Source organism: Dokdonella sp., from assembly GCF_019634815.1.
GTDB lineage: Bacteria > Pseudomonadota > Gammaproteobacteria > Xanthomonadales > Rhodanobacteraceae > Dokdonella_A.
Window position 1 is genome coordinate 1 of record NZ_JAHCAP010000025.1, and the last position, 22,939, is coordinate 22,939.

Consider the following 22,939-nt stretch of genomic DNA (forward strand, 5'->3'; position numbering starts at 1 on the left):
TGCAGTCGGTGGCGATCAGCAGGTCCAGCTCACCCTCGTCCGCTAATTCCTCCGGGCGCTCCTTGGAGCGTGGAGAGAACGCAGTGAGGATGGTACCCAAGTCCTTGCTCAGACGCGGCAGGGTGCTCTGGTTGCGACCAGCGCCCGTGACCAAGGCGGTGTCGATGCCCAGTGTTTCCTTCGCCCACAGTGCAAGGTTCTCGTAAAGGTAGTGGGCGGTATCGGCGAACGCGGTGAAGACGATGACCTTGCGGTTGCCCGCATTCGTCGGGTGCTGGCATTTGTGAGCGATCGTCTCGCGCAGGGCGTTGAGCTTGGCGTCGCGGCTGGCATCCACCTGGCGTGCCGCCGACAGCAAGGTGGCCAGGCGGTTGCGGTCCTCGATCAAGTCTTGCCGCCAGCGGATCAGGTCCACGTCGCCCAGCAGCACCTTGATGCGCTTGCCGACCAGCAGGCTCTCGAAGGCCGGATCGTCGATATCCACATCGGCGATATCGATCTCTTCGATGTCGCCCGCTTTCGCCTCGATGCGGGCGAGCGTCGCCTCCACGTCCTTGAGCTGGCGCCCGACGGTCAGGCTGAATGACGACACCGCGCTTTCCATGCGCTTGAGCACATTCACCCGCAGCAGATGGATCAGGCTTTCCTCGCGGTCGGCCTGACGGAAGAAACCTTCGCCGCCGCGCACCTCGGTGCTGTATTTCTCGTCGTAGGCGGCCTGCTTGTGCGGCAGGACATAGCGCAGGGGAGCATAGGCCGCCAGATTCAGGCGCCGGATCTCGTCGTTGATCTCGCGGATGGAGCGGAATTCGCCGGCGCGATCGACGTCCGGTTTGATATTGATCGGCTTGAGCCGCGCAGGAAACTTCCCGGTCTCCGCCGTTCCGTAGTACTTCTCGATGTGCTTGCGCGACCGGGCAATGGTCAGGTGGTCGAGCAGGGTGAAGTAGTCGAAGCCCAGCATTTCGATCAGCCGCGAGGGCGTGCGGTCGCCATCGGCCAGGTCGAGCCAGCGATTGAACTGCTTCTGTGCCAGCCGCGTGGTGGCCTCGATGCTGGCGATGCCGTGATCGGCCAGCGCCAAGTCATCGCCTTCGGTGGCAAAAGCGATCTGGTTGCGCAGATCCGCCAGGCGGTTGTTGACCGGGGTGGCCGACAGCATCAGCACCCGCGTCTTGACGCCCTCGCGAATGATTTGGCGCAGCAGCCGGTGGTAACGGGACTCGCGATCCTTGTGGGTGCTCTTGTTGCGGAAGTTGTGCGACTCGTCGATGACGACCAGGTCGTAGTTGCCCCAATTCACGTGGGACAGGTTGATATCGCCTGACAGTCCGCCGTCGCGGGACAGGTCGGTGTGGTTCAGGACGTCATAGTTGAATCGGTCTGCGGCCAGCACATTGCGCCGGTCGTTGCTGCGGTACAGCGTCCAGTTGTCACGCAAGCGCTTGGGACACAGCACCAGCACCCGGTCGTTGCGCAGTTCGTGGTACTTGATGACCGCCAGCGCTTCGAAGGTCTTGCCCAGGCCGACGCTGTCGGCAATGATGCAGCCGCCAAAGCGATCGAGCTTGTCGATGGCGCCGACCACGCCGTCACGCTGGAACTTGAACAGTTTCTTCCAGATGACCGTGTTGCGGATGCCCGTCGCGGACTTGACGATGCGGTCCTCGTCCATCTGCTCGCCTTGCTCGGCGAAGAGCTGGTGGAGCATGAGGGCGTAAACCGAAGCAGGATCCCGATGAGCCGCAAGCGACTCGAAGTGATCCACAAGTCGTTGCTTGGCCTCCGGCTGTGTCTGAAGCGCCACCCACTGCACGTCGAACCACTGGCTCAGAAGCTGGCTTTCCTCGGTTGTTTCCGAGGCCTGGATCAGACTGAGAGGATTGCCTGGCGTCGTGCCCAGGCCCTCGGTGCTGAACGCGAACGACCCCAGGACAACTTGGTGGGGACGGTCTTGTGCGTCGCGCACCACCAAAGCCGATTGGGGAACCGCGCCGACTGCGCATCGGACTTCAGCTTTGGCCGCCAGCCATCCGGCGAAACGCTTCGCCAACCATCGCGTTCGCAACTGGTTTCTCGAGGCGCGATCAGAATCCGATCCAAGATCGCTAAGGCCCATACCCTCTTGAGGCAGCAGCAACCTGGCCCTGTCCAGCCGGGCGGCTTCCTTCATCAACTCCGCAAAGGCGAACAGCGAAAGTGCAGGCGTGACGACATCCAGTCGGTACCCGGGCTGCATCTGGGGTCGAACCAGGTCGATGACGCGCTCCGCGCCCGAGTTCCTGATGATCCTCATGCGTTGGACCGCTCGCGTCGCAGGTCATCGAGAGAACCCGACGCAACTGTTTCGATGAAATCGACCTCCATACCAAGGACGGCCGCGATCGCCAGCAGTTTGCGTGCACCGAACTCCGGGCATCGCCCGCGCTCAAGCCGGGAAAGCATCTCTTGCGCGACCCCGGCCTGCCGGGCGACGTCACCTTGCTTCAAACCAAGCGAGCGTCGTCGGTCTGCAATGGCGTGCCCGAGCTCAAGAATTGTCTGCATTTGACTTATTCGGCAAAAACCCAAAGCGAATAAGCCATTCTTTGCCTAACACGTCAACTTCTACGGTAGACAAGGCCTGCGGGAGTGCAAATTTCCTCCCATTTTTGGTTCTCGCCGACCAAGCGTACAGGTGGTGGTGTTCCAACCAGGAAAGAGGTCGCCACGAAAGCCAGACTGATCAGCCCCCCTCGCTCAACTGGCCTGCCTGCCAGGCCTGGTCAGACAAGTCGAGCCGGTCTAGCTGAAGGACAGCGGAGAGTGGGGGGTGCTGACCCGCGGGCGGGGATTCACCCGGCTCCTTGAACAAGAGTTGTTGCACGCACCAAACCTGATCCGGCCAGTCGGCTGGTCGCCGCACCGGCCCTTTGGGCGGTGCGGGGATTTTTTCCGGGCGGAAGGTGCCGCACCCTCCATGAACGGCCGCGCCAATGCGCTGGATGCCTCGACGCCTGGCTCAGCTCAGCGAGCAAACGCGACGTCGGGTGATTCGAAACCGTCGGCAAAGAGGGTGTCGCCGGGGCCGATGGCAGTCACCATGCCAACCAGATCGACGCTCGGATACCAAACCGCGCCAGGACTGCAAGGCGCGCTGCAGTTCATCACGTCGCCTGCAGGAAAGGTGCGTGATGGTCCACCCACGGCCGCGGCAGGCGCCAAGTCTGCAGCCGGCACGGCGGTATTGCCCAGCGTTGCCACATAGGGTGCCTGGGCGGCAGCCAGATAGATCGATGCGCCGTCCAGGGCAGCCAGGCCACCGACGACGTCGGCGCCCAGGGTGATGCTGTGGTCGTCGAAGTCCGCCGTGACCCAAGCGGGCTGACTGGACGGCACGAAGGTGTTTTGCACCGAATCCCAGAGCAAAAGGTCGATCTGCAGGTTGTCAGCGAGGTCCTCCTCGTGCGGCGTGCAGGGCAGCATTTGTGTCGGGGTATGCGCAAGCAGGTAGGCTTCGGCGCCAACGCCCATGATCGGGGCGCCGGTGCTGGTGTTGTTGTCCACATCAATCAAGACGCCCCATTGGGCGTCGTAGTTGAACACGGCAATCGCCGCAGAATCCCGGCACAAGGTGATCGTGGATGGCAGGCCGGCCAAACTGAAAGTGGCCGATACGCCATCAGAGGCGAAACTGCTCGCCGACATGCTGGCCAATGCAACACAGCCGATCGGCAGCAAAGTGACGCGAATCAACGAGCGAATCATGTGAACCTCCTTGGCGGGACCGAATCGACGGATCTGCCGACGTGCCTGTGGCCTGCGGCGAAACGTCGGCGGGTACCTTACGCCCGTTCATTCTGCGACGCGAATTCACTGGCCGCGGGCGAGGAAAGGGCAAAGCCAGGTTAGCGGCGATGTCCCGACTCCGAGCCTTGATGCCGCGCGAGGCGCCGATCGCCTCAGGCAACGCCTGCGCCGCAGATCCGAGGCCGGATCTTCCGCGCGACGCGACTGCAGCCGCTGCTGCATGGCGCGCGTCCGAATCGAGGCAAAGCCGGCCGTTCGCTATGCTGCGCAAACTGCGCGTGCGTGTTGTTCGCTGCCCTCCACAGCTGCATTGCAGCGCGCATGCGGCCGTCCAGACATCCAATCGAGGCCGACTCCACCCGCACGAATCGTCACAAGGAAGTTGTTGACACGCCGCCACAGCGTCGTTTAGGGTCGGCTCCATGTCGCAACGCAACAGCCAGCACAGCCTCACCGGATCGAGCCGCCTCGCGGCGCTCGACGGGCTGCTGCCGGCGCGCGGCACGCTCCTCATTAGCCTCGTACTCGTACTCCTTATTACCAACGGAGGTGCGGGCTGAGGGCGTGTGTCCAGGTAGCTGAAAGTTGAAAACCTGAAGACTCCCGAAGAACCCCGCACCAGCAATGGCGCGGGGTTTTTTGTTGCCTGCGGCCCGTCTCCACGACGGAGCCCTGAATGGAAATCCAGCAAACACCCGCAAGCGATGCCGACGGCGCTGCCGTCGATCACGTACGCATCTTCGACACCACCTTGCGTGATGGCGAACAGGCGCCCGGATTCTCGATGGATCGGCGCGCCAAGCTGCGCATGGCGCAGATGCTCGAAGCGCTCGGCGTGGACGTGCTCGAAGCGGGCTTTCCGCAGGCTTCACCGGATGATTTCGCGGCGGTGGCGCAGATCGCGCAATCGCTCAGGACCACCACCGCCTGCGCGCTGGCACGCTGCGTCACGGGTGACATCGATACCGCGGCACGCGCACTGGCCGGCGCGCAGCGCGCGCGCATTCATGTGTTCCTGTCGACCAGCCCGCTGCATCGCGAGCACAAGCTCGGCATGAGCCGGCAGCAGGTGCTCGATGCCACGGCCACAGGCGTCGAGCGCGCTGTGCAGCTCGCGCACGAAGTCGAGTTTTCGGCCGAGGATGCGATGCGCACCGAGCCGGGGTTTCTCGCCGAGGTGTTTTCGGTCGCTGCCGCCGCGGGAGCAACCACGCTCAACGCGCCCGATACGGTCGGCTATCTGACGCCGGTCGAGATCGCCGAACGCTTTGCCTATTTGCTGGCCCACGTGCGCCGCGAACGCCACGTGGTGTTCTCCAGCCACTGCCACGACGATCTCGGCCTCGCGGTCGCCAACAGCCTCGCCGCAGTCGGCGCGGGGGCGCGTCAGGTCGAGTGCACGATCAACGGCATTGGCGAGCGCGCCGGCAATGCCGCGCTCGAGGAAATCGTGATGGCGATGAAGGTGCGCGGCGCGCTGCTGCGCACCGAAACGCGCATCGACACGCGCAAGCTGTTTCCGGCTTCGCGCCTGCTCGCAGAACTCACTGGCCAGGCGGTGCCGCGCAACAAGGCAATCGTCGGCGCCAATGCCTTCGCGCACGAGTCGGGCATCCACCAGCACGGCATGCTCAAGCACCGCGGCACCTACGAAATCATGCGTCCACAGGATGTGGGCATCGCCGAAACGCGCCTGGTGCTGGGCAAGCATTCCGGTCGCGCCGCCTTGCGCGCGCGGCTGGAAGCCCTCGGCCACGCACCCGATGACGCCGTGCTCGATGCGCTGTTCGCGCGCTTCAAGGCGCTCGCCGACAAGAAGCGCGAGATCCACGACGACGACCTCGATGCGCTCGCGCGCGGCCATGATCCCGAAGCCACCGGGCCCTGGCGTCTGCTGCGGCTGGATACCAGCGCGCATCTGGGTGCGGGCGCTTCGGCCTCGGTGCGCCTCGCGCACGAAGATGGCGGCGAAGTCGCCGAAGCTGCGCTCGGAGATGGCCCGGTCGATGCGGTGTTGCGCGCGATCGAACGCGCCACCGATACCGCGCTCGAACTCACGCGCTTCCAGATCCAGGCGGTCGGCGCCGGTGGCGATGCGCAGGGCGAAGCGCGTCTGGCGGCGCGCCATGCCGAACGCGAATGGAACGGCCATGGCCTGAGTACCGACATCGTCGAAGCCGCCGCGCAAGCCGCCCTCGCGATCGTCAATCGCATCGAGCGGCAACAGCCGCGCGAGCGCAATCCGGTTTCGCAATCACCGCGTGGCCACGCCGCGCCATCCCCCGCAATCCGTGCAGCCGGCGCTGCGCGCAGGGAGATCTCGCCATGAGTCATCCCGCCCTGCTCTGGCACAACGGCCAGATCAAACCGTGGGCGCAGGCCACCACCCATGTCGGCGCGCATGCGCTGCATTACGGCTCGTCGGTGTTCGAGGGCGTGCGCGTGTATGCCACTGCGCGCGGCGCGGCGGCATTTCGTCTGTCCGATCACACGCAGCGCCTGTTCGAATCGGCGCGCACCTACGAGATCGAGATCGGCTACAGCCAGGCGCAGATCAACGCGGCCTGCGCCGAGGTGGTGCGCGCCAACAAACTGACATCGGCCTACCTGCGTCCGATCGTGTTTCGCGGCGCGGGTGGTCTGGGCGTGCTCGCGGGCGCACAGGATCCGGTCGAGGTCGCGGTGATCGCGCTGCAATGGGGCGCGTATCTGGGTGAAGCCGCCGAACGCGGCGCCGATGTCTGCGTGAGTTCCTGGCATCGCCCCGCGCCCAACACCTTGCCCAGTTGGGCCAAGGCCGGTGGCAATTACCTGTCGAGCCAGTTGATCGGCATGGAAGCGCGTCGCCACGGTTACGACGAAGGCATCGCGCTCGGCCACGACGGCCTGCTCAGCGAAGGCGCGGGCGAGAACCTGTTTCTGGTCAAGCACGGCAAGCTGATCACGCCGCCATCGAGCGCGGCGATTCTGGCCGGCATCACGCGCGACAGCGTGATCGCGCTGGCCGGCGATCTGGGCATCACGGTGGAGGAACGCGCACTGCCGCGCGAGGCGCTCTACAGCGCCGACGAAGTGTTCATGACCGGCACCGCCGCCGAGATCACGCCGGTGCGTTCCGTCGATCGCAAGCAGATCGGTCGCGGCGCACCGGGGCCGCTCACCACGCGTCTGCGCGCAGCCTTCTTCGGCTTGTTCGACGGCAGCACCGCCGACCGTCGCCAGTGGTTGCAGTTGCTCGATGCGCCGACGCCGGCCGCAGCCAGGATCGAGGTGGCCGCATGAGCGCGCCCCGCACCCTGTTCGAAAAGGTCTGGGACGCGCATCTGGTGTGCGCGCAGACCAGCGACACCCCCGCGGTGCTGTTCATCGACCTGCACCTGATCCACGAAGTCACCTCGCCACAGGCCTTCGACGAACTGCGCGCGCGTGGTCTTGGCGTGCGTCTTCCCGAGCGCACGCTGGCCACGCTCGATCACTCCACGCCGACCTTGCCCGGCGATGCCAACGGCGAGCGGCCCTATGCCACGCCCGCGGCCAAGGCGCAGGTCGAGCAACTGCAAGCCAACTGCGCGCAGTTCGGCGTGCAATTGCACGGCTGGGACAGCCGCGAGCGCGGCATCGTGCACGTGATCGGCCCGGAGCTCGGCGCGACCTTGCCGGGCAGCACGATCGTCTGCGGCGACAGCCACACCTCCACGCACGGCGCCTTCGGCGCGCTCGCCTTCGGCATCGGCACCACCGAAGTCGGCCATGTGCTCGCCAGTCAATGCCTGCTGCAGAGCAAACCGAAAACGATGGCGATCGAAGTCGATGGCGCCCTGCCGGCGGGCGTGAGCGCGAAGGACCTGATCCTGCACATCATCGGCCAGATCGGCATCGCCGGCGGCACCGGGCACGTGATCGAGTATCGCGGCGCGGCGATCCGCGCACTGTCGATGGAAGAGCGCATGACGGTGTGCAACATGTCGATCGAAGCCGGCGCGCGCGCCGGCATGATCGCGCCCGACGAGGTCACCTTCGCGTGGCTCGCAGGCCGACCTCGCGCGCCACGTGGCAAGGACTGGGACAGCGCGGTCGCGCACTGGCGCACGCTCGCCAGTGATCCCGGCGCGCGTTTCGATCAGACCGTCCACATCGATGCAGGCAAGGTGCGGCCGACCGTGACCTGGGGCACGCATCCGGGCATGGCGATCGCGCTCGATGCACCGGTACCGGTTGCGCGCGATGCAGTCGAGCAGCGCGCGCTCGACTACATGCAAGGCCGCAGCGGACAGCCGATGCTCGGCACGCGGGTCGACGTGGTGTTCGTCGGCAGTTGCACCAATGGCCGGCTGTCCGACCTGCGCGAAGTCGCCGCGATCCTGCGCGGTCGCCGCATCGCCAGCCATGTGCGCATGCTGGTGGTGCCGGGCTCGGAAAGCGTGCGCCGCGATGCCGAGGCGGAAGGGCTGCACGAGACGATCTGCGCGGCCGGCGCGCAGTGGCGCCTGCCGGGCTGCTCGATGTGCATCGCGATGAACGGCGACATCGCCGCCAAGGGCGAGCTGGTCGTCTCCACCTCCAACCGCAACTTCGAAGGTCGCCAGGGCCAGGGTGCGCGCAGCGTGCTCGCCAGTCCCGCAGTCGCGGCGGCGAGCGCCGTCGCCGGCCAGCTTGCCGATCCCCGCCAGTATCTCAACGAGGCCGCTGCATGAACGCCGTCACCCGCATCCATTCGCGCAGCGTCGTGCTCGCCGATGAAAACATCGACACCGATCGCGTCATCCCCGCGCGCTTCCTCGCCACCACCACGCGCAGCGGTCTGGGCCGGCACTGCTTCAGCGACTGGCGCTATCTGCCCGATGGCAGCGACAACCCGGCCTTCGCGCTCAACCAGCCGAGCGCGCGCGGCTGCTCGATCCTCGTCGCCGGACGCAATTTCGGCTGTGGTTCCTCGCGCGAACATGCGCCGTGGGCGCTGCTCGACTACGGCATCGAAGCGGTGCTCTCCTGCGAGATCGCCGACATCTTCCGCAGCAATGCGCTCAAGAACGGCCTGCTCGCGATCGTGCTGAGCGAGCCCGAACATCGCTGGCTGCTCGAGCATCCGGGCATCGAACTGGCGATCGACGTGCGCACGCAGACGATCAGCTTGCCCGATGGCGGGCGGATTGCCTTCGAGATCGATGCCTTCGCACGTCACTGCCTGCTCGAAGGCGTCGATCAGCTCGGTTATCTGCTCGCGCGCAGCGCGCAGATCGATGCCTATCTGCAGTCTCGTGCGGTCGTTTCGGCAGGAGTTGCGGCATGAAGGCGCGCATCGTCTGTCTGCCCGGTGATGGCGTCGGGCCCGAAGTGACTGCGGCCGCGATCGCGGTGCTCAAGGCGGTGGCCGCACATTGCGGTCATGGCTTCGAATTCTCCGAGCATGCGCTCGGCGGTTGCGCGATCGACGCCTGCGGCGAGCCCTTGCCCGCATCCACGCTGGCTGCGTGCAAGACCGCCGACGCGGTGCTGCTTGGCGCAGTCGGCGGACCGAAGTGGTCCGATCCCGCGGCCACCGTGCGACCCGAACAGGGCCTGCTCGCCTTGCGCGCGGGGCTGGGCGTGTATGCGAACCTGCGCCCGCTGAGCGTGCATCCCGCGCTCACCGCGCTGTCGCCGCTCAAGGACGACAAGCTCGCGGGCGTGGACATCCTGTTCGTGCGCGAGCTCACCGGCGGCGCCTACTTCGGCGCCAGGACGCGCAGCAAGGACGCCGCCACGGACGAATGCAAATACACCGTGGCCGAAATCGAACGCGTCGCGCGACGCGCCTTCGAGCTCGCCGGCGCGCGGCGCGGGCATCTGACCTCGGTCGACAAGGCCAACGTGCTCGAAACCTCGCGCCTGTGGCGCAGCACGCTCGATCGCCTCGCCGCCGACTATCCCACGGTCAGGCTCGAGCACCAGCTCGTCGATTCGATGGCGATGTTGCTGCTCACGCGCCCGGCGAGCTACGACGTGGTCGTCACCGAAAACCTGTTCGGCGACATCCTCACCGACGAGGCCGCGGCGATCGCGGGCTCGCTCGGTCTGTTGCCATCGGCTTCGCTCGGCGACGGTGCCTGCGGACTGTACGAACCGATCCACGGCTCGGCGCCCGACATCGCCGGCCAGGGCATTGCCAATCCGAGCGGCGCGATCCTCTCGGCGGCGCTCCTCTTGCGCCATTCGCTGCGGCTCGAACGCGAAGCCGCCGCAGTCGAGGCCGCAGTCGCGCGCGTGCTGCGTGATGGCCCGCGCCCGCGCGATCTGGGTGGCAGCGCAAGCACGCGGCAAGTGTGCGATGCGGTGCTGGCCGCGCTCGCCGCGAACCTGTCGGCTGCGCAGACCTACGCCGATCCGATGAACGCCTGCTGCGGTTGAACGCCATGACTTTTCTTCTTGCAACGGAATACTTCCATGCGCAGTGATCTCATCAAGACCGGCGCCGAGCGCGCGCCCGCCCGCGCGATGCTGCGCGCCACCGGCATCGACGATGCGGGGCTCAGGAAACCGCTGGTGGCGATCGTCCACACCTGGTCGGATGTCTCGCCCTGCAATCTCAACCTGCGCGATCTCGCGCGCGCCGCCGCCGAGGGCATCCGCGCCGCGGGCGGCACGCCGGTCGAGTTCAACACCATCGCGGTCACCGACGGCATCGCCATGGGCACGCCGGGCATGCGCTACTCGCTGGTGAGTCGCGAGATCATCACCGACTCGATCGAGGCCGCGGTCGAAGGGCATTGCCTGGATGCGATGCTGCTGCTGTGCGGCTGCGACAAGACGATTCCCGCCGCGGCGATGGCGATGGCGCGGCTGGACATTCCGAGCGTCGCGCTCTACGGCGGCACCATCGCCCACGGCCTGCACGATGGCCAGCCGATCACCATCCAGCAGGTGTTCGAAGCGGTCGGCGCACACGCGGCCGGTCGCATCGACGCCGCCGAACTCGAGCGCGTCGAATGCGATGCCTGCACCTGCTCGGGCGCGGGTGCCTGCGGCGGCCAGTTCACCGCCAACACGATGGCGATGGTGCTGAGCACGCTCGGTCTGTCGCCGCTCGGCCTCAACGACATCCCCGCGACCCACGCCGACAAGGCGAAGGCGGCGCATCGCTGCGGCGAGCTGGTGATGCAATGCCTGCGCGAGGGGCGCCGGCCACGCGCGCTGATCACGCGCGACTCACTGGCCAATGCCGCGCGCATGGTCGCGGCCACGGCGGGTTCGACCAATGCGGTGCTGCATCTGCTGGCGATCGCGCGCGAGGCTGGCGTGGAGTGGTCGCTCGAGGATTTCCAGCCGGCTTCCGAAGGCACGCCGGTGATTGCCGATCTGCTCCCGGGCGGGCGCTACACCGCGGTGGAATTGTTCGCTGCGGGCGGCAGCGCGCGCGTCGCGCAGGAACTCATCGCGGCCGGCCTCCTGGTCGACACGCCGACCGTGACCGGTCGCTGCCTGTTCGCCGAAGCCGCAGCCGCGCCGCGCGTCGCCAATCAGAAAGTCGTTCATCCGCCCAGCGCGCCGCTCAAGCCACGCGGTGGTTACTCGATCCTCTACGGCAATCTCGCGCCCGATGGCTGCATCCTCAAGCTCGCGGGCAAGGGCGCCACGCACTTCGAAGGCACGGCGCGCGTGTTCGAAAGCGAGGAAGCCGCCTTCGCCGCAGTGCAGGACGGCTTTATCGGCAAGGGCGAGGTGGTCGTGATCCGCAACGAAGGCCCGGCCGGCGGCCCCGGCATGCGCGAGATGCTCGGCGTCACCGCCGCGCTGATCGGGCGCGGTCTCGGTGATGACGTCGCCCTCATCACCGATGGCCGCTTCTCGGGCGCAACCCACGGTTTCATGGTCGGCCACATCGCGCCCGAAGCCGCGCGTGGCGGGCCGATTGCCTTGCTCGTCGACGGCGATCGCATCCGCATCGACGCCGACACGCGGCAGATCAGCACCGACGCCGATCTCGTCGCGCGTCGCAAACACTGGCAGGCGCCCGCACCCAAGGTCGTGCGCGGCGCACTCGCCAAGTTCGCGCTGCTGGTCGGCTCGGCCTCCGATGGCGCGATCACCCAGCCGGTATTCGACACCCCCGTTTCTTCCACCCCACGTTCTGGAGTTCCCGCATGAGTCAGGTCAATGCCTTGTCTTCTTCCCGCATCGCCGTGCTTGGTTACGGCAGTCAGGGCCGCGCGCACGCGCTCAATCTCGCCGAGTCGGGCCTGGATGTCGTGGTCGGCGTGCGCAAGGACGGTCCCTCGTGGCAGCGCGCACAGGCCGATGGCCTCAAGGTTGCCGAGCCTGCGGCCGCAGTGCGCGATGCCGATCTGGTCGCCGTGCTCACGCCCGACATGGTGCAGCCCGCGCTGTATCGCGAGGCGATCGAACCCAACCTCAAGCCGGGCGCGGTGCTGCTGTTCGCGCATGGTTTCAACGTGCACTTCAAGCAGATCAGCCCGCGCAGCGACATCGACGTGGTGCTGGTTGCGCCCAAGGGGCCGGGCGCGCTGGTGCGCAGCGAATACGAGCGTGGACGCGGCGTGCCCTGCCTGTACGCCGTGCATCAGGATGCCAGCGGTCACGCCGAACAACGCGCACGCGCCTACGCCGACGGCATCGGCGGCGGCCGCGCGCTGCTGATCAAGACCGACTTCCGCGAGGAAACTGAAACCGACCTGTTCGGCGAGCAGGCCGTGTTGTGCGGTGGCGCCAGCGAACTGGTGACCAAGGGTTTCGAGACGCTGGTCGAAGCCGGATACCAACCCGAGATCGCCTATTACGAGGTGATGCACGAGCTCAAGCTGATCGTCGACCTGTTCTACGAAGGCGGCCTCGCACGCATGTTGCAGTTCGTCTCCGAGACCGCGCAGTACGGCGATTACGTGAGCGGCCCGCGCGTGGTCGATGCCGGCGTCAAGGCGCGCATGAAGGAGGTGCTGCGCGACATCCAGGACGGCACGTTTGCGCGCAATTGGACGGCCGAATACGCCGCCGGCCTGCCCAACTACCAGCGCCTCAAGCAGGCCGATCTGGATCACCCGATCGAACAGGTCGGCCAGAAGCTGCGCGCGCGCATGGCCTGGCTGCAGCCGGAGAAATCCGGCGCCGGTTCGGTGTCGCTCAAGAAAGCCGGCTGAAGCAAGCGCCGCAGCCAGACCCTCACGTTCACCACCGGAGAATCCGCATGAAACGTTTCCACATCGCCATCGCCGTCGCCGACGTCGATGCCTCCATCGCCGACTACAGCAAGCGCCTGGGCCAGCCGCCGCAGGCGGTGGTGCTCGACACCTATGCCATGTGGCGCACCAACCAGCTCAATCTGTCGGTGCGCCACGATCCCGCGCACGCCGGCCAGATCCTCCAGATCGGTTTCGAGGATGACGCGGCGACAGGATTTGCCAGCGACACCGACATCAACGGCATCGAGTGGCAGCGTTTCTCCACGCTCGAACAGGACCTGCAGATCATCGCCCGCTTCGGCGTGCCGGTGCATCCGGCCGAACCGCGCGAACTGATCCGCAACTGAGCCGCAGCCGAGGAGTCAACGTGAACCTGCCCCTGCCAACCGCAGTCCCATCGCCGGCGCCGGAGGCGCCGCATCCGCGCGCCGGCGAACATCTCAGCGGCGCCGACATCATCGTGCAGATCCTCGTCGACGAAGGTTGCGAGGTGCTGTTCGGCTATTCGGGCGGCGCGATCCTGCCGGTCTACGACGCGATCTTTCGCCACAACGCGCAGCATCTGCGCGCCGACGGCAGCGAACCGATGCCGCTGATCGTGCCTGCCAACGAACAGGGCGCGGGCTTCATGGCGGCCGGCCATGCGCGCGCCTCGGGCAAGGTCGGCGTCGCGGTGGTGACTTCGGGCCCGGGCGCGACCAACCTCGTCACGCCGATCCGCGATGCGATGGCCGACTCGGTGCCGATGCTGGCGATCTGCGGTCAGGTGCCGACTGCGGTGCTGGGCAGCGATGCGTTCCAGGAGGCACCGGTGGCCAACATCATGGCTTCCTGCGCCAAGCATGTGTTCCTGGTCACCGAGCCCGAACAACTCGAAGCGACCCTGCGCACCGCCTTCGAGATCGCGCGCAGCGGACGCCCCGGCCCGGTGGTGGTCGACATTCCCAAGGATGTGCAGAACGCAATGCTGGCGTTCGACGGCGCCTGCCGGCTGCCGATTCCCGGCTATCGCGCACGCTTGCGCGCGACCGCGCAGTCACAGCTCGGCGAAGATGCCTGCGCGCGCTTCTTCAACGCGCTCGCGCAGGCGCGGCGACCGCTGATCTATGCCGGTGGCGGCGTGATCGCTGCGGACGCCAGTGCGGCCCTGCATGAATTTGCCACCACGTTCGGCATTCCGGTGACAACCACGCTGATGGGTCTGGGCGGATTCGACACCACCCATCCGCTGGCGCTGCACATGCTCGGCATGCATGGCACCGCGTATGCGAATTACGCGGTCGAGGATTGCGATTTCCTGATCGCGCTCGGCGCGCGCTTCGATGATCGCGTCGCCGGCGTGCCGGCGCGCTTCGCTCCGCGGGCGCAGTTCATCGCCCAGATCGACATCGATGCGGCCGAGGTCGGCAAGGTCAAGGCGGTCGACTGGCATCACGTCGGGCCGCTGCGCGCGGCGCTCGAACGCCTGCTGCGCCACGGCCGCGCGCGCGCCGCGCAGCCCGATTTCAGTGCATGGCATGCGCATCTGGCGCAGCTCAAGCGCGCGCATGCGCTCGACTACGACCGCGACAGCGTCTTGATCCAGCCGCAAGCGGTGATCGAGGCGATCAACCGGCACACGCGCGGCCGCGCGATCATCAGCACCGGCGTCGGCCAGCACCAGATGTGGGCGGCGCAATATTTCGATTTCCGTGCGCCGCGCCACTGGCTCACCTCGGGCTCGATGGGCACGATGGGCTTCGGCCTGCCGGCCGCGATCGGGGCGCAGTTCGCGCGGCCCGATGCGCTGGTGATCGACATCGATGGCGACGGCAGCATCCGCATGAACCTCGGCGAGCTGGAGACGGTGACCAGCTACGGCCTGCCGCTCAAGATCGTCGTGCTCAACAACGTCGGCGACGGCATGGTGCGGCAGTGGCAGAAGCTGTTTTTCGATGGCCGCTTCAGCGCCACCGATCGCAGTCTGCGGCGCAAGGATTTCGTGATGGCGGCGCAAGCCGACGGCTTCGGCTGGGTGCGCCGACTCGAGCGCAAGGAAGACCTCGAAACGGTGATCGCCGAGTTCCTCGCCCACCCCGGTGCGGCCTTCCTCGAAGTGATGATCGATCCCGATGCCGGCGTCTATCCGATGGTCGGGCCGGGCAAGTCCTACGCGCAGATGATCACCGGCCCGTTCATTGCCGAGCGCGGCGAGAGCGCGATCGCGCCCGCGCAAACCGCCGACATGTTCTGAACCGACCTCGCGCAGCGACCCACGTGGAGACGACCATGAAACACACCTTGTTCATCCTGTTGCAGAACGAATCGGGCGCGCTGCTGCGCGTGGCCGGGCTGTTCGCCGCGCGCCACTGCAACATCGACACGCTCACCGTCGCCACCACCCACGATCCGGCCATTTCCCAGCTCACGCTCGTCATGCACGGCAGCACGGCGCTGCTTGAACAGGTGGTGCGGCAGACGCGCAAGCTGGTCGACGTGCTCGACGTCAACACGCTGTCACTGGTCGGCACCGAGCAGCGGCTCCTCGCCCTGGCGAGCAGCGCGTGAACGCCTGCATGAACCCGGTCGCCGATGAACTTGACTCGCTGGAAACGGTGCTGCTGCGGCGCGCGCTCGACGCGGGCGTCTACGAAGTCGCGCGGCAAACACCGCTTGAGGAAGCGCCGCTGCTGTCGACGCGCTGCGGCGCGCGCGTGCTGCTCAAGCGCGAGGACCAGCAGCCGGCGTTCTCGTTCAAGCTGCGCGGCGCATGGAGCCGCATGCAGCGGCTGGATGCGCTGCAGCGCGCGCGCGGCGTGATCGCGGCATCGGCAGGCAATCATGCGCAGGGCGTGGCACTGGCCGCGGCCAGGCTCGGCGTGCGCGCGACGATCGTGATGCCGGTGACCGCGCCGCAAGTGAAGATCGATGCGGTGCGCCGCATCGGCGGCAAGCATGTCGAGATCGTGCTGGCTGGCGATTCCTACAGCGATGCGCAGGCGCATGCGCTGCGCCTGCAGGCCGAGCGCGGCCTCGAGTTCGTGCATCCCTTCGATGATCTCGACGTGATCGCCGGACAGGCCACCGTCGCACTCGAATTGATCGAACAGGCACCGACCGACCTGCACGCGCTGTTCGTGCCCATCGGCGGTGGCGGTCTGGCTGCGGGTGTCGCCAGCGTGATCAAGCAGGAACGCCCGCTGTGGCGCGTGTTCGGCGTGCAGGCCTGCGATGCCGACGCGATGGCGCGCTCGCTCGAAGCCGGCGAGCGCATCGCGCTCGACGAGGTCGGCCTGTTTGCCGACGGCACCGCGGTCAAGCGCGCCGGCGCGCTCACCTTCGAATTGTGCCAGCGTCATCTCGACGGCATCGTGCGCGTGGATGCCGACGCGATCTGTGCGGCGATCCGCGATGTCTACGAAGTCGACCGCAGCGTACCCGAACCAGCCGGCGCGCTCGCGCTGGCCGGACTCAAGCAGTACGCGGCCACGCATGCATCGACGGGTCCGCTCGCGGCGATCGTGTCGGGCGCCAACATGAATTTCGATCGCCTGCGCTTCGTCGCCGAGCGCGCCGAGGTCGGCGAACAGCGCGAGGCGATCTTCGCGGTGACGATACCCGAGGAGCGCGGCAGCTTTCGCCGCTTCTGCGCTGCGCTGGGTCGCCACGACATCACCGAATTCAACTATCGCATCGGCGATGCGCGCCGCGCGCACATCTTCGTGGGCATCCGCATCGCCGCGCGCGAGGATCGCGAGCGGCTCGCGCTGCGCTTCATCGAGCAGCGCTTCGACGTGCTCGATCTCACCGACGACGAACTGTCCAAGCAGCACCTGCGCCACATGGTCGGCGGTCGCTCGCCACTGGCGCGCAACGAACGCCTGTACCGTTTCGAGTTTCCGGAACGCCCCGGCGCGCTGCCCGAGTTCCTCGCGCAATTGCATCCGGACTGGAACATCAGCCTGTTCCACTACCGCAACCACGGCGCCGACCACGGCCGCATCCTCGTCGGCATCCAGGTGCCCGATGCCGAGTTGCCACTGTGGCAGGACTGCCTCGCACGACTGGGCTTTGCGCACTGCGACGAAAGCGACAATCCGGCCTATCGCCTGCTGTTACGTGCCTGAACCCGGCCAAGGCGCGCGCAAGCGCTATTGGCTGCCCTCGACCGGCGGCGTACGGCCAAGTTGCGGCCAGTCCGGATCCGCCGTGGTATCGCGCGAATCGCGCGGTACGGCCAGTTCGGCGCCATGCACCACGAACCAGACGTTTTCGGCGATGTTGGTGACATGGTCGCCGATGCGTTCGATGTTCTTGGCCATGAACAACAGGTGCGTGCAGGGCGTGATCGCGCGCGGATCCTCCATCATGTAGGTGAGCAGCTCGCGGAACAGCGCGGTGTAGGCCTCATCCAGGCGTGCATCGTCCTGCCACACCTTGAAGGCGCGTTCGGCATCCATGCTGCGGTAGGCGGCCAGCACTTCGGCCAGACCGGCGCCGGCGAGATCGGCAAGCCGGCGCAAGCCGAGCGCGGGGGCGACCGGCGCGGCCAGTGCGAGGGCGATCGCTCGCTTGGCCACGTTGGCTGCGTAATCGCCGATGCGCTCGATGTCCGCGGCGATGCGCAGGGCGGCGAACACCGCGCGCAGATCGCGCGCCATCGGTGCGCGCAGCGCCAGCAGTCGCACCACGTCCTGGCTGATCGCATGCTCCATCGCGTCGATGGTGCCGTCGTTGTCGACGATGTGGCGGGCCGCGCGGTCATCGCGGCGCTCGACCACGTCGACGGCGGCCAGCAGTTGCCTGCCGGCGAGTTCACCCATGCCGATGATTTCGCTGGTCAGGCGGGCAAGTTCGGTGTCGTAGCTCTTGATGATGTGATCGATCATTGGATGGGATCCATGCGGCTCGTGGCGGGGTTCAACCGTAACGTCCGGTGATGTAGTCCTCGGTCTGCTTGCGCGCAGGCGCGGTGAAGATCTTTTCGGTCGCATCGACTTCGATCAGCTCACCCAGGTACATGAAGGCCGTGCGATCGGAGATGCGCGCCGCCTGCTGCATGTTGTGGGTGACGATGACGATGGTGAACTCGCTCTTGAGTTCCTCGATCAGTTGCTCGATGCGACCGGTGGCGATCGGATCGAGCGCCGAGGTGGGTTCGTCGAGCAGCAACACCTCGGGCCTGAGCGCGATGCAGCGCGCGATGCACAGACGTTGCTGCTGGCCACCGGACAGGCCGAGCGCGCTGCCCTTGAGCTTGTCCTTGACTTCGTCCCACAGCGCGGCCGAGCGCAAGGCCTCCTCGACACGCCGCTCGAGATCGGACCGACCCAGGCGCTCGTGGTGACGGATGGCCCAGGCGACATTCTCGAAGATCGTCATCGGGAACGGCACCGGCTTCTGGAACACCATGCCGACCTTGCTGCGCAGGCGGTTGAGGCTGTAGCGCGGGTCGAGGATGTTCTCGCCGTCCAGCAGCACCTGGCCGCTTGCGCGCAAGCCCGGATGCATCGCGTAAATGCGGTTGAACACGCGCAGCAGGGTCGACTTGCCGCACCCTGACGGGCCGATGATGGCGGTGACCTGGCGCGCCGGAATGTCGAGCGTGATGTTCTTGAGCGCGTGATGGCCGTGGTAGTGAAAATCCAGGCCCCGCACTTCGATGTGATTGCGTGGAGCGAGGGTGTCGGCGGTGTGCAGGGCGGCGGCAAGTTCAGTCATGGCGGATGTGTCCACGGACGAGGAACCAACGCGCCAGCAGACCGAGCGCGAGCACGAACAAGGTGATCATCAGCGCGCCGGCCCAGGCGATGGCGTGCATCGCCGGATTGGGGTCGTTGGTGTACTGGTAGATGATGGTTGGCAGGCTGGCCATCTTTTCGAGCGGGCCGAACGCCATGTAGTTGTTGCCGAAGGCGGTAAACAGCAGCGGCGCGGTCTCGCCCGCCACGCGCGCCAAGGCCAGCAGGATTCCGGTGAGAATGCCCGAGCCGGCGGCGCGCAGCAGCACCTGACTGGTGAGCTTCCATTGCGGCACGCCGAGCGAAAGCGCCGCCTCGCGCAGGGTCATCGGCTGCAGGCGCAGCATTTCGTCGGTGGTGCGCACGATCACCGGCAAGGCAATCAGGGCAAGGGCGAGCGCGCCGGCGAAGGCCGAAAAACTGACCGCGCCATTGCTCCACGCGGTCATCGGCAGCACCACCACCACATAGACGAACAGGCCCAGCACGATCGATGGCGCCGAGAGCAGGATGTCATTCATGAAGCGAATCAAGGCGCCCAGCCGCGAATGCGCGGCGTACTCGGCGAGCCAAGCACCCGCCATCACGCCGATCGGCGCGGCAAACAGGATCGCCATGAAATTGATGATCCCGCTGCCGACGATGGCGTTGGCCAGGCCGCCGTCTTCGCCGTGGGCGGAGATGCGCGTGAACAGCGGCACGCCGATCGCGGAGATGCCGCGACTGAGCGTGGTCCACAGGATCCAACCGAGGAAGCCAAGTCCGAGCGCGGTGGAGGCGGCGGCGAATGTGATTGCGGCGCCATTGCCGAGGGCGCGGCGACGGTACAGGCCGTTCATGCCGTGCCCTCGCGCCGGGCCAGGCGACGCAACATCACGCGTGCGATCAACAAGACGAAGAAGGTCACCACGAACAACAGGAATCCCAGCGCCAGCAGGGCCGAACGATGATTGCCCACCGCTTCGTTGAATTCGTTGGCGATCGAGGACGAGATCGAGGTGCCCGGCATGAGCAACGAGGCTTGAATGTCGTAGGCATTGCCGAGCACGAAGGTCACTGCCATCGTTTCGCCCAAGGCGCGCCCGAGACCGAGGAAGATGCCGCCAATCACCGCCGATCGCGTGGCGGGCAGCACGATGTGCCAGACCACCTCCCAGGTGGTTGCGCCGAGCGCGCGCGCCGATTCCTTGAGACGACCGGGCACGGCAAGAAACACCTCGCGCATCACCGCGGCGATGAAGGGCACGATCATCACTGCGAGCACGATGCCGGCGGTGAGGATGCCCAGGCCAAGCGGCGGGCCGGAGAACAGTGCGCCCAGCAGCGGCAGTTCGCCGAGTACGGCCGTGAGCGCGGGTTGCACCTGTTCGGCCATGAACGGCACGAACACGAACAGGCCCCACATGCCGTAGATGATCGAGGGAATCGCGGCCAGCAGTTCGATCGCCGCGCTGAACCAGGCGCGCATCCACTCGGGCGCGATCTCGGTGAGAAAGAGGGCAATGCCGAACGCGACCGGCACCGCCAGCACGATCGCGATGATCGAGGTCAGCACGGTGCCGAAGATCGGTGCCAGCGCCCCGTAGCGATCGTCGACAGGGTTCCATTCGCTGCTGGCGAGAAAGCGCAGACCTTCGCCGAACAGGACCTCGCGCCCGCCCCACAAGGTCGACAGGGCCGCCCCGAGCAGGACCGCAAGCACCAGCAAGGCCGAAGCCTTGAGGGCACGGGCAAACCAGCGATCACGCCGCGCGTCGCGCTCGGCGCGGCGTGTCGCCGGTGCGGGCGTCGCAATCACCATCGTCGAAGAGCTGGCTGACGTCATCCGGGTTTGCTCTTGTCGTCGGGTGGATGCGAACCGCTCCGCCCGGTCGTGGGCGGAAGCGGTCGCATGGCGCACTCAGTGCTTGAACTCGCTCGCCCAGTACGCCTCGACGCGCTGCACCAGCGGTACCGGCAGGGCGACGTAGTCCAGCGCCTCGGCCTGCGCCTGCCCCTTGTTGAGGGCGTAGCGGAAGAAGTCGATCGCCAGCCGCTTGCGCTCGGAATCGCCTGCCTTCTTGGGCAGGATGATCCAGGTGGTTGCGGTGATCGGCCACGCGCCACTGCCCGGCGCATTGGTCATGACCAGATTGAAGTCCCTGGCGCTCGCCCAGTCGGCGGTTGCGGCTGCGGCCTGGAAGCTCTCGCGGCCAGGGCGCACCACTTCACCGGCGGCGTTTTTCAACGTGGCATGACCGAGATTGTTCTTGGCCGCGTAGGCGTATTCGACATAGCCGATCGCGCCCTTGATGCGGCCGACATAGGCCGCCACGCCATCATTGCCCTTGCCGCCGACGCCGACCGGCCAATCGACCGCCGTGCCCTCGCCGACCTTGGTCTTCCATTCCGGGCTTACCTTCGAAAGATAGTTGGTGAAGTTGAACGAGGTTCCCGAACCGTCGGAGCGGTGCACCACCGTGATCTTGCTGTCGGGGAGTTTCAGGCCGGGGTTGAGGCTGGCAATCGCAGCGTCGTTCCAGTTCTGGATCTGGCCAAGAAAGATGCCGGCAAGCGTCGGGCCGTCGAGCATGAGAGCGCCCGGCGCGATGCCTTCGAGCGTGTAGACGGGTACGATGCCGCCGATCACGCTCGGGAACTGACCGAGACTGGACTGGGCAAGCTCGTCGGCCGAGAGTGGTTTGTCGGTGGCGCCGAAATCGACCGTTCCGGCCTTGATCTGGGCGATGCCGCCGCCCGAACCGATGGCCTGGTAATTGATGCGGTGACCGCTGCCCTGTGCATAGGCGGTCGACCATTTCGAGAGGATGGGCTGGACGAAGCTCGAGCCGGCGCCGCTGATTTCGGTGGCGGCAGCGGCGAAGCTCAGGGTCGTTGCAGCGAGGGTGGCGAAGATGCGGGCTGGCAAGCGTGTGGACACGGTGGACTCCTGACTGCCTGGGACGGCGATGGAAGGTCCGCGCATTCAAGTCAATGCAGGTTGCAGCGTCGTGATGGCCATGTTGCGGTTTCATGACAGCGCCCATCGCTGCGGCCATCACGAATCTGCAGTGCAAATTGCATGATCCTGTCATCTTGCGTGGTCAATCTTGTCGGCAAAGGTTGGCTGATCGCGCGGCATGGTGTCGCCACGCCGCCCACATCGGAGCCCAACATGCATTCCACGCCTCTTCGCGCCGCGTCGATTGCGGCGATCGTCCTTGCCCTGGCCAGTCCCGTGGCCAGCGCCGATGCCGGCAAGACCCGCATCGGCGGCAGGATGTTCTTCGATCTGAGTTCGCTCGAAGAACGCTACAACGACACCGGCAAGACCGACGCCAGCAGCTTCGCGCTCGACGTCAAACGCTTCTATGTCGACATCGCCCACGCGCTCGATTCCACCTGGAAACTTCAGCTCACCACCGACTTCACCTGGTCGAGCAGCGATGGCGAGACGCAGCTTTTCGTCAAGAAGGCGTACCTCGAGGGCAAGTTTTCCAAGGCGGCGGTGCTGCGTGTGGGCTCAGCCGACATGCCGTGGATTTCGTTCGTCGACAAGGCGCAAGGTTTTCGCTACATCGAGAAGTCGGTGGTCGACCGCACCAAGTTCGGCAACTCCGCCGACTGGGGCGTCCACCTGGGCGGCAAACTCGGCGCCGGACAGCAATTCGACTACGCCGTGGCGATGGTCAACGGTGCCGGATACAAGGATCCGGGCCGCAGCAAGAGCGTCGATTTCGAGGGGCGCATCGCCTACCTGCCCAGCAGCAGGATCATGCTTGCCCTTGGCGCATACTCGGGCCGGCGCGGGAAGGATCTCGAATCCAGTCCTGCCATCCACACGACCCAACGCGTGAGCGCGATGGCCGCATACGTTTCGGATCGCACCCGCGCCGGCATCGAGTACTTCAAGTCCGACAACTGGAACGAGGTCAACAAGCCGACAGGCGACCACGCCAAGGGTTGGTCGGTGTGGGCGAGTCAGGCGCTGGGTGAGCAGTTCACGCTCACCGCGCGCGTCGACCGCACCACGCCCAGCCACGTGCGCGATCCGCGCAGCGCCGAGCGTTATGCGCATCTGGGCCTGGAGTACAGCCTGCGCGACAACCTCGATCTGGCATTGGTGTGGAAGAACGGTGCGACCGACAGCAGCGCCAGCCGCGACGGCATTGCCTACACCCGACATCGCCGCGGCAACGAGGTCGGCATCTGGGGTCAGGTGTCGTTCTGAGCCGATGGCCGAACGCGAGGTTTGTCATCATGCGGTCATGTTGGCAC

20 protein-coding genes are annotated in these 22,939 nt (G+C 66.5%); 12 read left to right on the forward strand and 8 right to left on the reverse strand.

Features of this window, described 5'->3' with window-relative positions; all coding sequences use genetic code 11:
- The 3 genes from KF759_RS11795 to KF759_RS11805 all read right to left on the reverse strand — a co-directional run.
- On the reverse strand, positions 1-2,296 hold a 2,296-nt coding region (locus tag KF759_RS11795), incomplete at its 3' end, for an SNF2-related protein (protein WP_291225743.1).
- Positions 2,293-2,571 (reverse strand): helix-turn-helix transcriptional regulator, encoded by a 279-nt coding sequence (locus tag KF759_RS11800; RefSeq protein ID WP_291225745.1) that lies wholly within the window; start codon positions 2,569-2,571, stop codon positions 2,293-2,295. The genes KF759_RS11800 and KF759_RS11795, both read right to left, overlap by 4 nt.
- Before the next feature lie 435 nt (positions 2,572-3,006).
- Positions 3,007-3,747 (reverse strand): hypothetical protein, encoded by a 741-nt coding sequence (locus KF759_RS11805; protein ID WP_291225747.1) that lies wholly within the window; start codon positions 3,745-3,747, stop codon positions 3,007-3,009.
- A gap of 718 nt (positions 3,748-4,465) precedes the next feature.
- Here KF759_RS11805 and KF759_RS11810 point away from each other — a divergent pair.
- The 11 genes from KF759_RS11810 to ilvA are packed head-to-tail and all read left to right on the forward strand — an operon-like array spanning position 4,466 to position 17,068.
- Positions 4,466-6,118 carry a 2-isopropylmalate synthase gene (locus KF759_RS11810; protein ID WP_291225749.1) on the forward strand — a complete coding sequence of 551 codons (1,653 nt, stop codon included), beginning with the start codon at positions 4,466-4,468 and terminating at the stop codon, positions 6,116-6,118.
- A complete protein-coding gene (locus KF759_RS11815) occupies positions 6,115-7,071 on the forward strand; it encodes a branched-chain amino acid transaminase (RefSeq protein ID WP_291225751.1) in 957 nt (318 codons plus the stop codon). The genes KF759_RS11810 and KF759_RS11815 overlap by 4 nt, the downstream gene beginning before the upstream one ends.
- Positions 7,068-8,483, forward strand: coding sequence for a 3-isopropylmalate dehydratase large subunit (gene leuC, locus KF759_RS11820; protein ID WP_291225753.1), 1,416 nt, complete (start codon positions 7,068-7,070; stop codon positions 8,481-8,483). Before KF759_RS11815 ends, leuC begins: the two co-directional genes overlap by 4 nt.
- Entirely contained in the window at positions 8,480-9,079 is a 600-nt protein-coding gene (leuD, locus tag KF759_RS11825) for a 3-isopropylmalate dehydratase small subunit (RefSeq protein WP_291225754.1), read from the forward strand. Before leuC ends, leuD begins: the two co-directional genes overlap by 4 nt.
- Positions 9,076-10,176, forward strand: coding sequence for a 3-isopropylmalate dehydrogenase (gene leuB / locus KF759_RS11830; protein WP_291225756.1), 1,101 nt, complete (start codon positions 9,076-9,078; stop codon positions 10,174-10,176). Before leuD ends, leuB begins: the two co-directional genes overlap by 4 nt.
- A 36-nt stretch (positions 10,177-10,212) precedes the next feature.
- The gene (gene ilvD, locus KF759_RS11835) at positions 10,213-11,913 is read left to right on the forward strand and encodes a dihydroxy-acid dehydratase (RefSeq protein WP_291225758.1); all 1,701 of its coding nucleotides are present in this window, start codon (positions 10,213-10,215) and stop codon (positions 11,911-11,913) included.
- Entirely contained in the window at positions 11,910-12,920 is a 1,011-nt protein-coding gene (gene ilvC, locus KF759_RS11840; RefSeq protein ID WP_291225761.1) for a ketol-acid reductoisomerase, read from the forward strand. The genes ilvD and ilvC overlap by 4 nt, the downstream gene beginning before the upstream one ends.
- 47 nt (positions 12,921-12,967) lie before the next feature.
- Entirely contained in the window at positions 12,968-13,309 is a 342-nt protein-coding gene (locus KF759_RS11845) for a hypothetical protein (protein ID WP_291225763.1), read from the forward strand.
- Positions 13,310-13,329: 20 nt separating this feature from the next.
- On the forward strand, positions 13,330-15,195 hold the full coding sequence (gene ilvB, locus KF759_RS11850) for a biosynthetic-type acetolactate synthase large subunit (protein WP_291225765.1): 1,866 nt from the start codon (positions 13,330-13,332) through the stop codon (positions 15,193-15,195).
- 35 nt (positions 15,196-15,230) lie between these two features.
- Complete coding sequence (gene ilvN, locus KF759_RS11855) at positions 15,231-15,509, forward strand: acetolactate synthase small subunit (protein WP_291225767.1); 279 nt, start codon at positions 15,231-15,233, stop codon at positions 15,507-15,509.
- 8 nt (positions 15,510-15,517) lie between these two features.
- Positions 15,518-17,068: a threonine ammonia-lyase, biosynthetic gene (gene ilvA / locus KF759_RS11860; protein ID WP_291225769.1), complete on the forward strand. Its 1,551-nt coding sequence runs from the start codon at positions 15,518-15,520 to the stop codon at positions 17,066-17,068.
- Positions 17,069-17,092: 24 nt separating this feature from the next.
- Here ilvA and phoU read toward each other — a convergent pair whose 3' ends face one another.
- The 5 genes from phoU to pstS form a co-directional block, all read right to left on the reverse strand.
- Positions 17,093-17,830: a phosphate signaling complex protein PhoU gene (gene phoU, locus KF759_RS11865; protein ID WP_291225771.1), complete on the reverse strand. Its 738-nt coding sequence runs from the start codon at positions 17,828-17,830 to the stop codon at positions 17,093-17,095.
- Positions 17,831-17,861: 31 nt separating this feature from the next.
- The gene (pstB, locus tag KF759_RS11870) at positions 17,862-18,662 is read right to left on the reverse strand and encodes a phosphate ABC transporter ATP-binding protein PstB (RefSeq protein WP_291225773.1); all 801 of its coding nucleotides are present in this window, start codon (positions 18,660-18,662) and stop codon (positions 17,862-17,864) included.
- On the reverse strand, positions 18,655-19,521 hold the full coding sequence (gene pstA, locus KF759_RS11875) for a phosphate ABC transporter permease PstA (RefSeq protein WP_291225775.1): 867 nt from the start codon (positions 19,519-19,521) through the stop codon (positions 18,655-18,657). The genes pstB and pstA overlap by 8 nt, the downstream gene beginning before the upstream one ends.
- A complete protein-coding gene (pstC, locus tag KF759_RS11880; RefSeq protein WP_291225821.1) occupies positions 19,518-20,483 on the reverse strand; it encodes a phosphate ABC transporter permease subunit PstC in 966 nt (321 codons plus the stop codon). The genes pstA and pstC overlap by 4 nt, the downstream gene beginning before the upstream one ends.
- 99 nt (positions 20,484-20,582) lie before the next feature.
- Complete coding sequence (pstS, locus tag KF759_RS11885; RefSeq protein WP_291225777.1) at positions 20,583-21,602, reverse strand: phosphate ABC transporter substrate-binding protein PstS; 1,020 nt, start codon at positions 21,600-21,602, stop codon at positions 20,583-20,585.
- Between the two features lie 141 nt (positions 21,603-21,743).
- On the opposite strand from pstS, the gene KF759_RS11890 reads away from it, so the two are divergent.
- A complete protein-coding gene (locus KF759_RS11890) occupies positions 21,744-22,892 on the forward strand; it encodes a carbohydrate porin (RefSeq protein ID WP_291225779.1) in 1,149 nt (382 codons plus the stop codon).
- Positions 22,893-22,939: the final 47 nt, after the last annotated feature.

Excerpts from the sequence above, each read along its gene's own strand:
- KF759_RS11845 (WP_291225763.1), top strand. The coding sequence starts at position 12,968 with ATGAAACGTTTCCACATCGCCATCGCCGTCGCCGACGTCGATGCCTCC.
- leuC (WP_291225753.1), top strand. The coding sequence starts at position 7,068 with ATGAGCGCGCCCCGCACCCTGTTCGAAAAGGTCTGGGACGCGCATCTG.
- leuD (WP_291225754.1), top strand. The coding sequence starts at position 8,480 with ATGAACGCCGTCACCCGCATCCATTCGCGCAGCGTCGTGCTCGCCGAT.
- ilvD (WP_291225758.1), top strand. The coding sequence starts at position 10,213 with ATGCGCAGTGATCTCATCAAGACCGGCGCCGAGCGCGCGCCCGCCCGC.
- phoU (WP_291225771.1), bottom strand. The coding sequence starts at position 17,830 with ATGATCGATCACATCATCAAGAGCTACGACACCGAACTTGCCCGCCTG.
- pstB (WP_291225773.1), bottom strand. The coding sequence starts at position 18,662 with ATGACTGAACTTGCCGCCGCCCTGCACACCGCCGACACCCTCGCTCCA.
- ilvA (WP_291225769.1), top strand. The coding sequence starts at position 15,518 with ATGAACCCGGTCGCCGATGAACTTGACTCGCTGGAAACGGTGCTGCTG.
- KF759_RS11810 (WP_291225749.1), top strand. The coding sequence starts at position 4,466 with ATGGAAATCCAGCAAACACCCGCAAGCGATGCCGACGGCGCTGCCGTC.
- KF759_RS11805 (WP_291225747.1), bottom strand. The coding sequence starts at position 3,747 with ATGATTCGCTCGTTGATTCGCGTCACTTTGCTGCCGATCGGCTGTGTT.
- pstC (WP_291225821.1), bottom strand. The coding sequence starts at position 20,483 with ATGGTGATTGCGACGCCCGCACCGGCGACACGCCGCGCCGAGCGCGAC.
- KF759_RS11815 (WP_291225751.1), top strand. The coding sequence starts at position 6,115 with ATGAGTCATCCCGCCCTGCTCTGGCACAACGGCCAGATCAAACCGTGG.
- ilvC (WP_291225761.1), top strand. The coding sequence starts at position 11,910 with ATGAGTCAGGTCAATGCCTTGTCTTCTTCCCGCATCGCCGTGCTTGGT.
- KF759_RS11890 (WP_291225779.1), top strand. The coding sequence starts at position 21,744 with ATGATCCTGTCATCTTGCGTGGTCAATCTTGTCGGCAAAGGTTGGCTG.
- pstA (WP_291225775.1), bottom strand. The coding sequence starts at position 19,521 with ATGAACGGCCTGTACCGTCGCCGCGCCCTCGGCAATGGCGCCGCAATC.
- ilvN (WP_291225767.1), top strand. The coding sequence starts at position 15,231 with ATGAAACACACCTTGTTCATCCTGTTGCAGAACGAATCGGGCGCGCTG.
- leuB (WP_291225756.1), top strand. The coding sequence starts at position 9,076 with ATGAAGGCGCGCATCGTCTGTCTGCCCGGTGATGGCGTCGGGCCCGAA.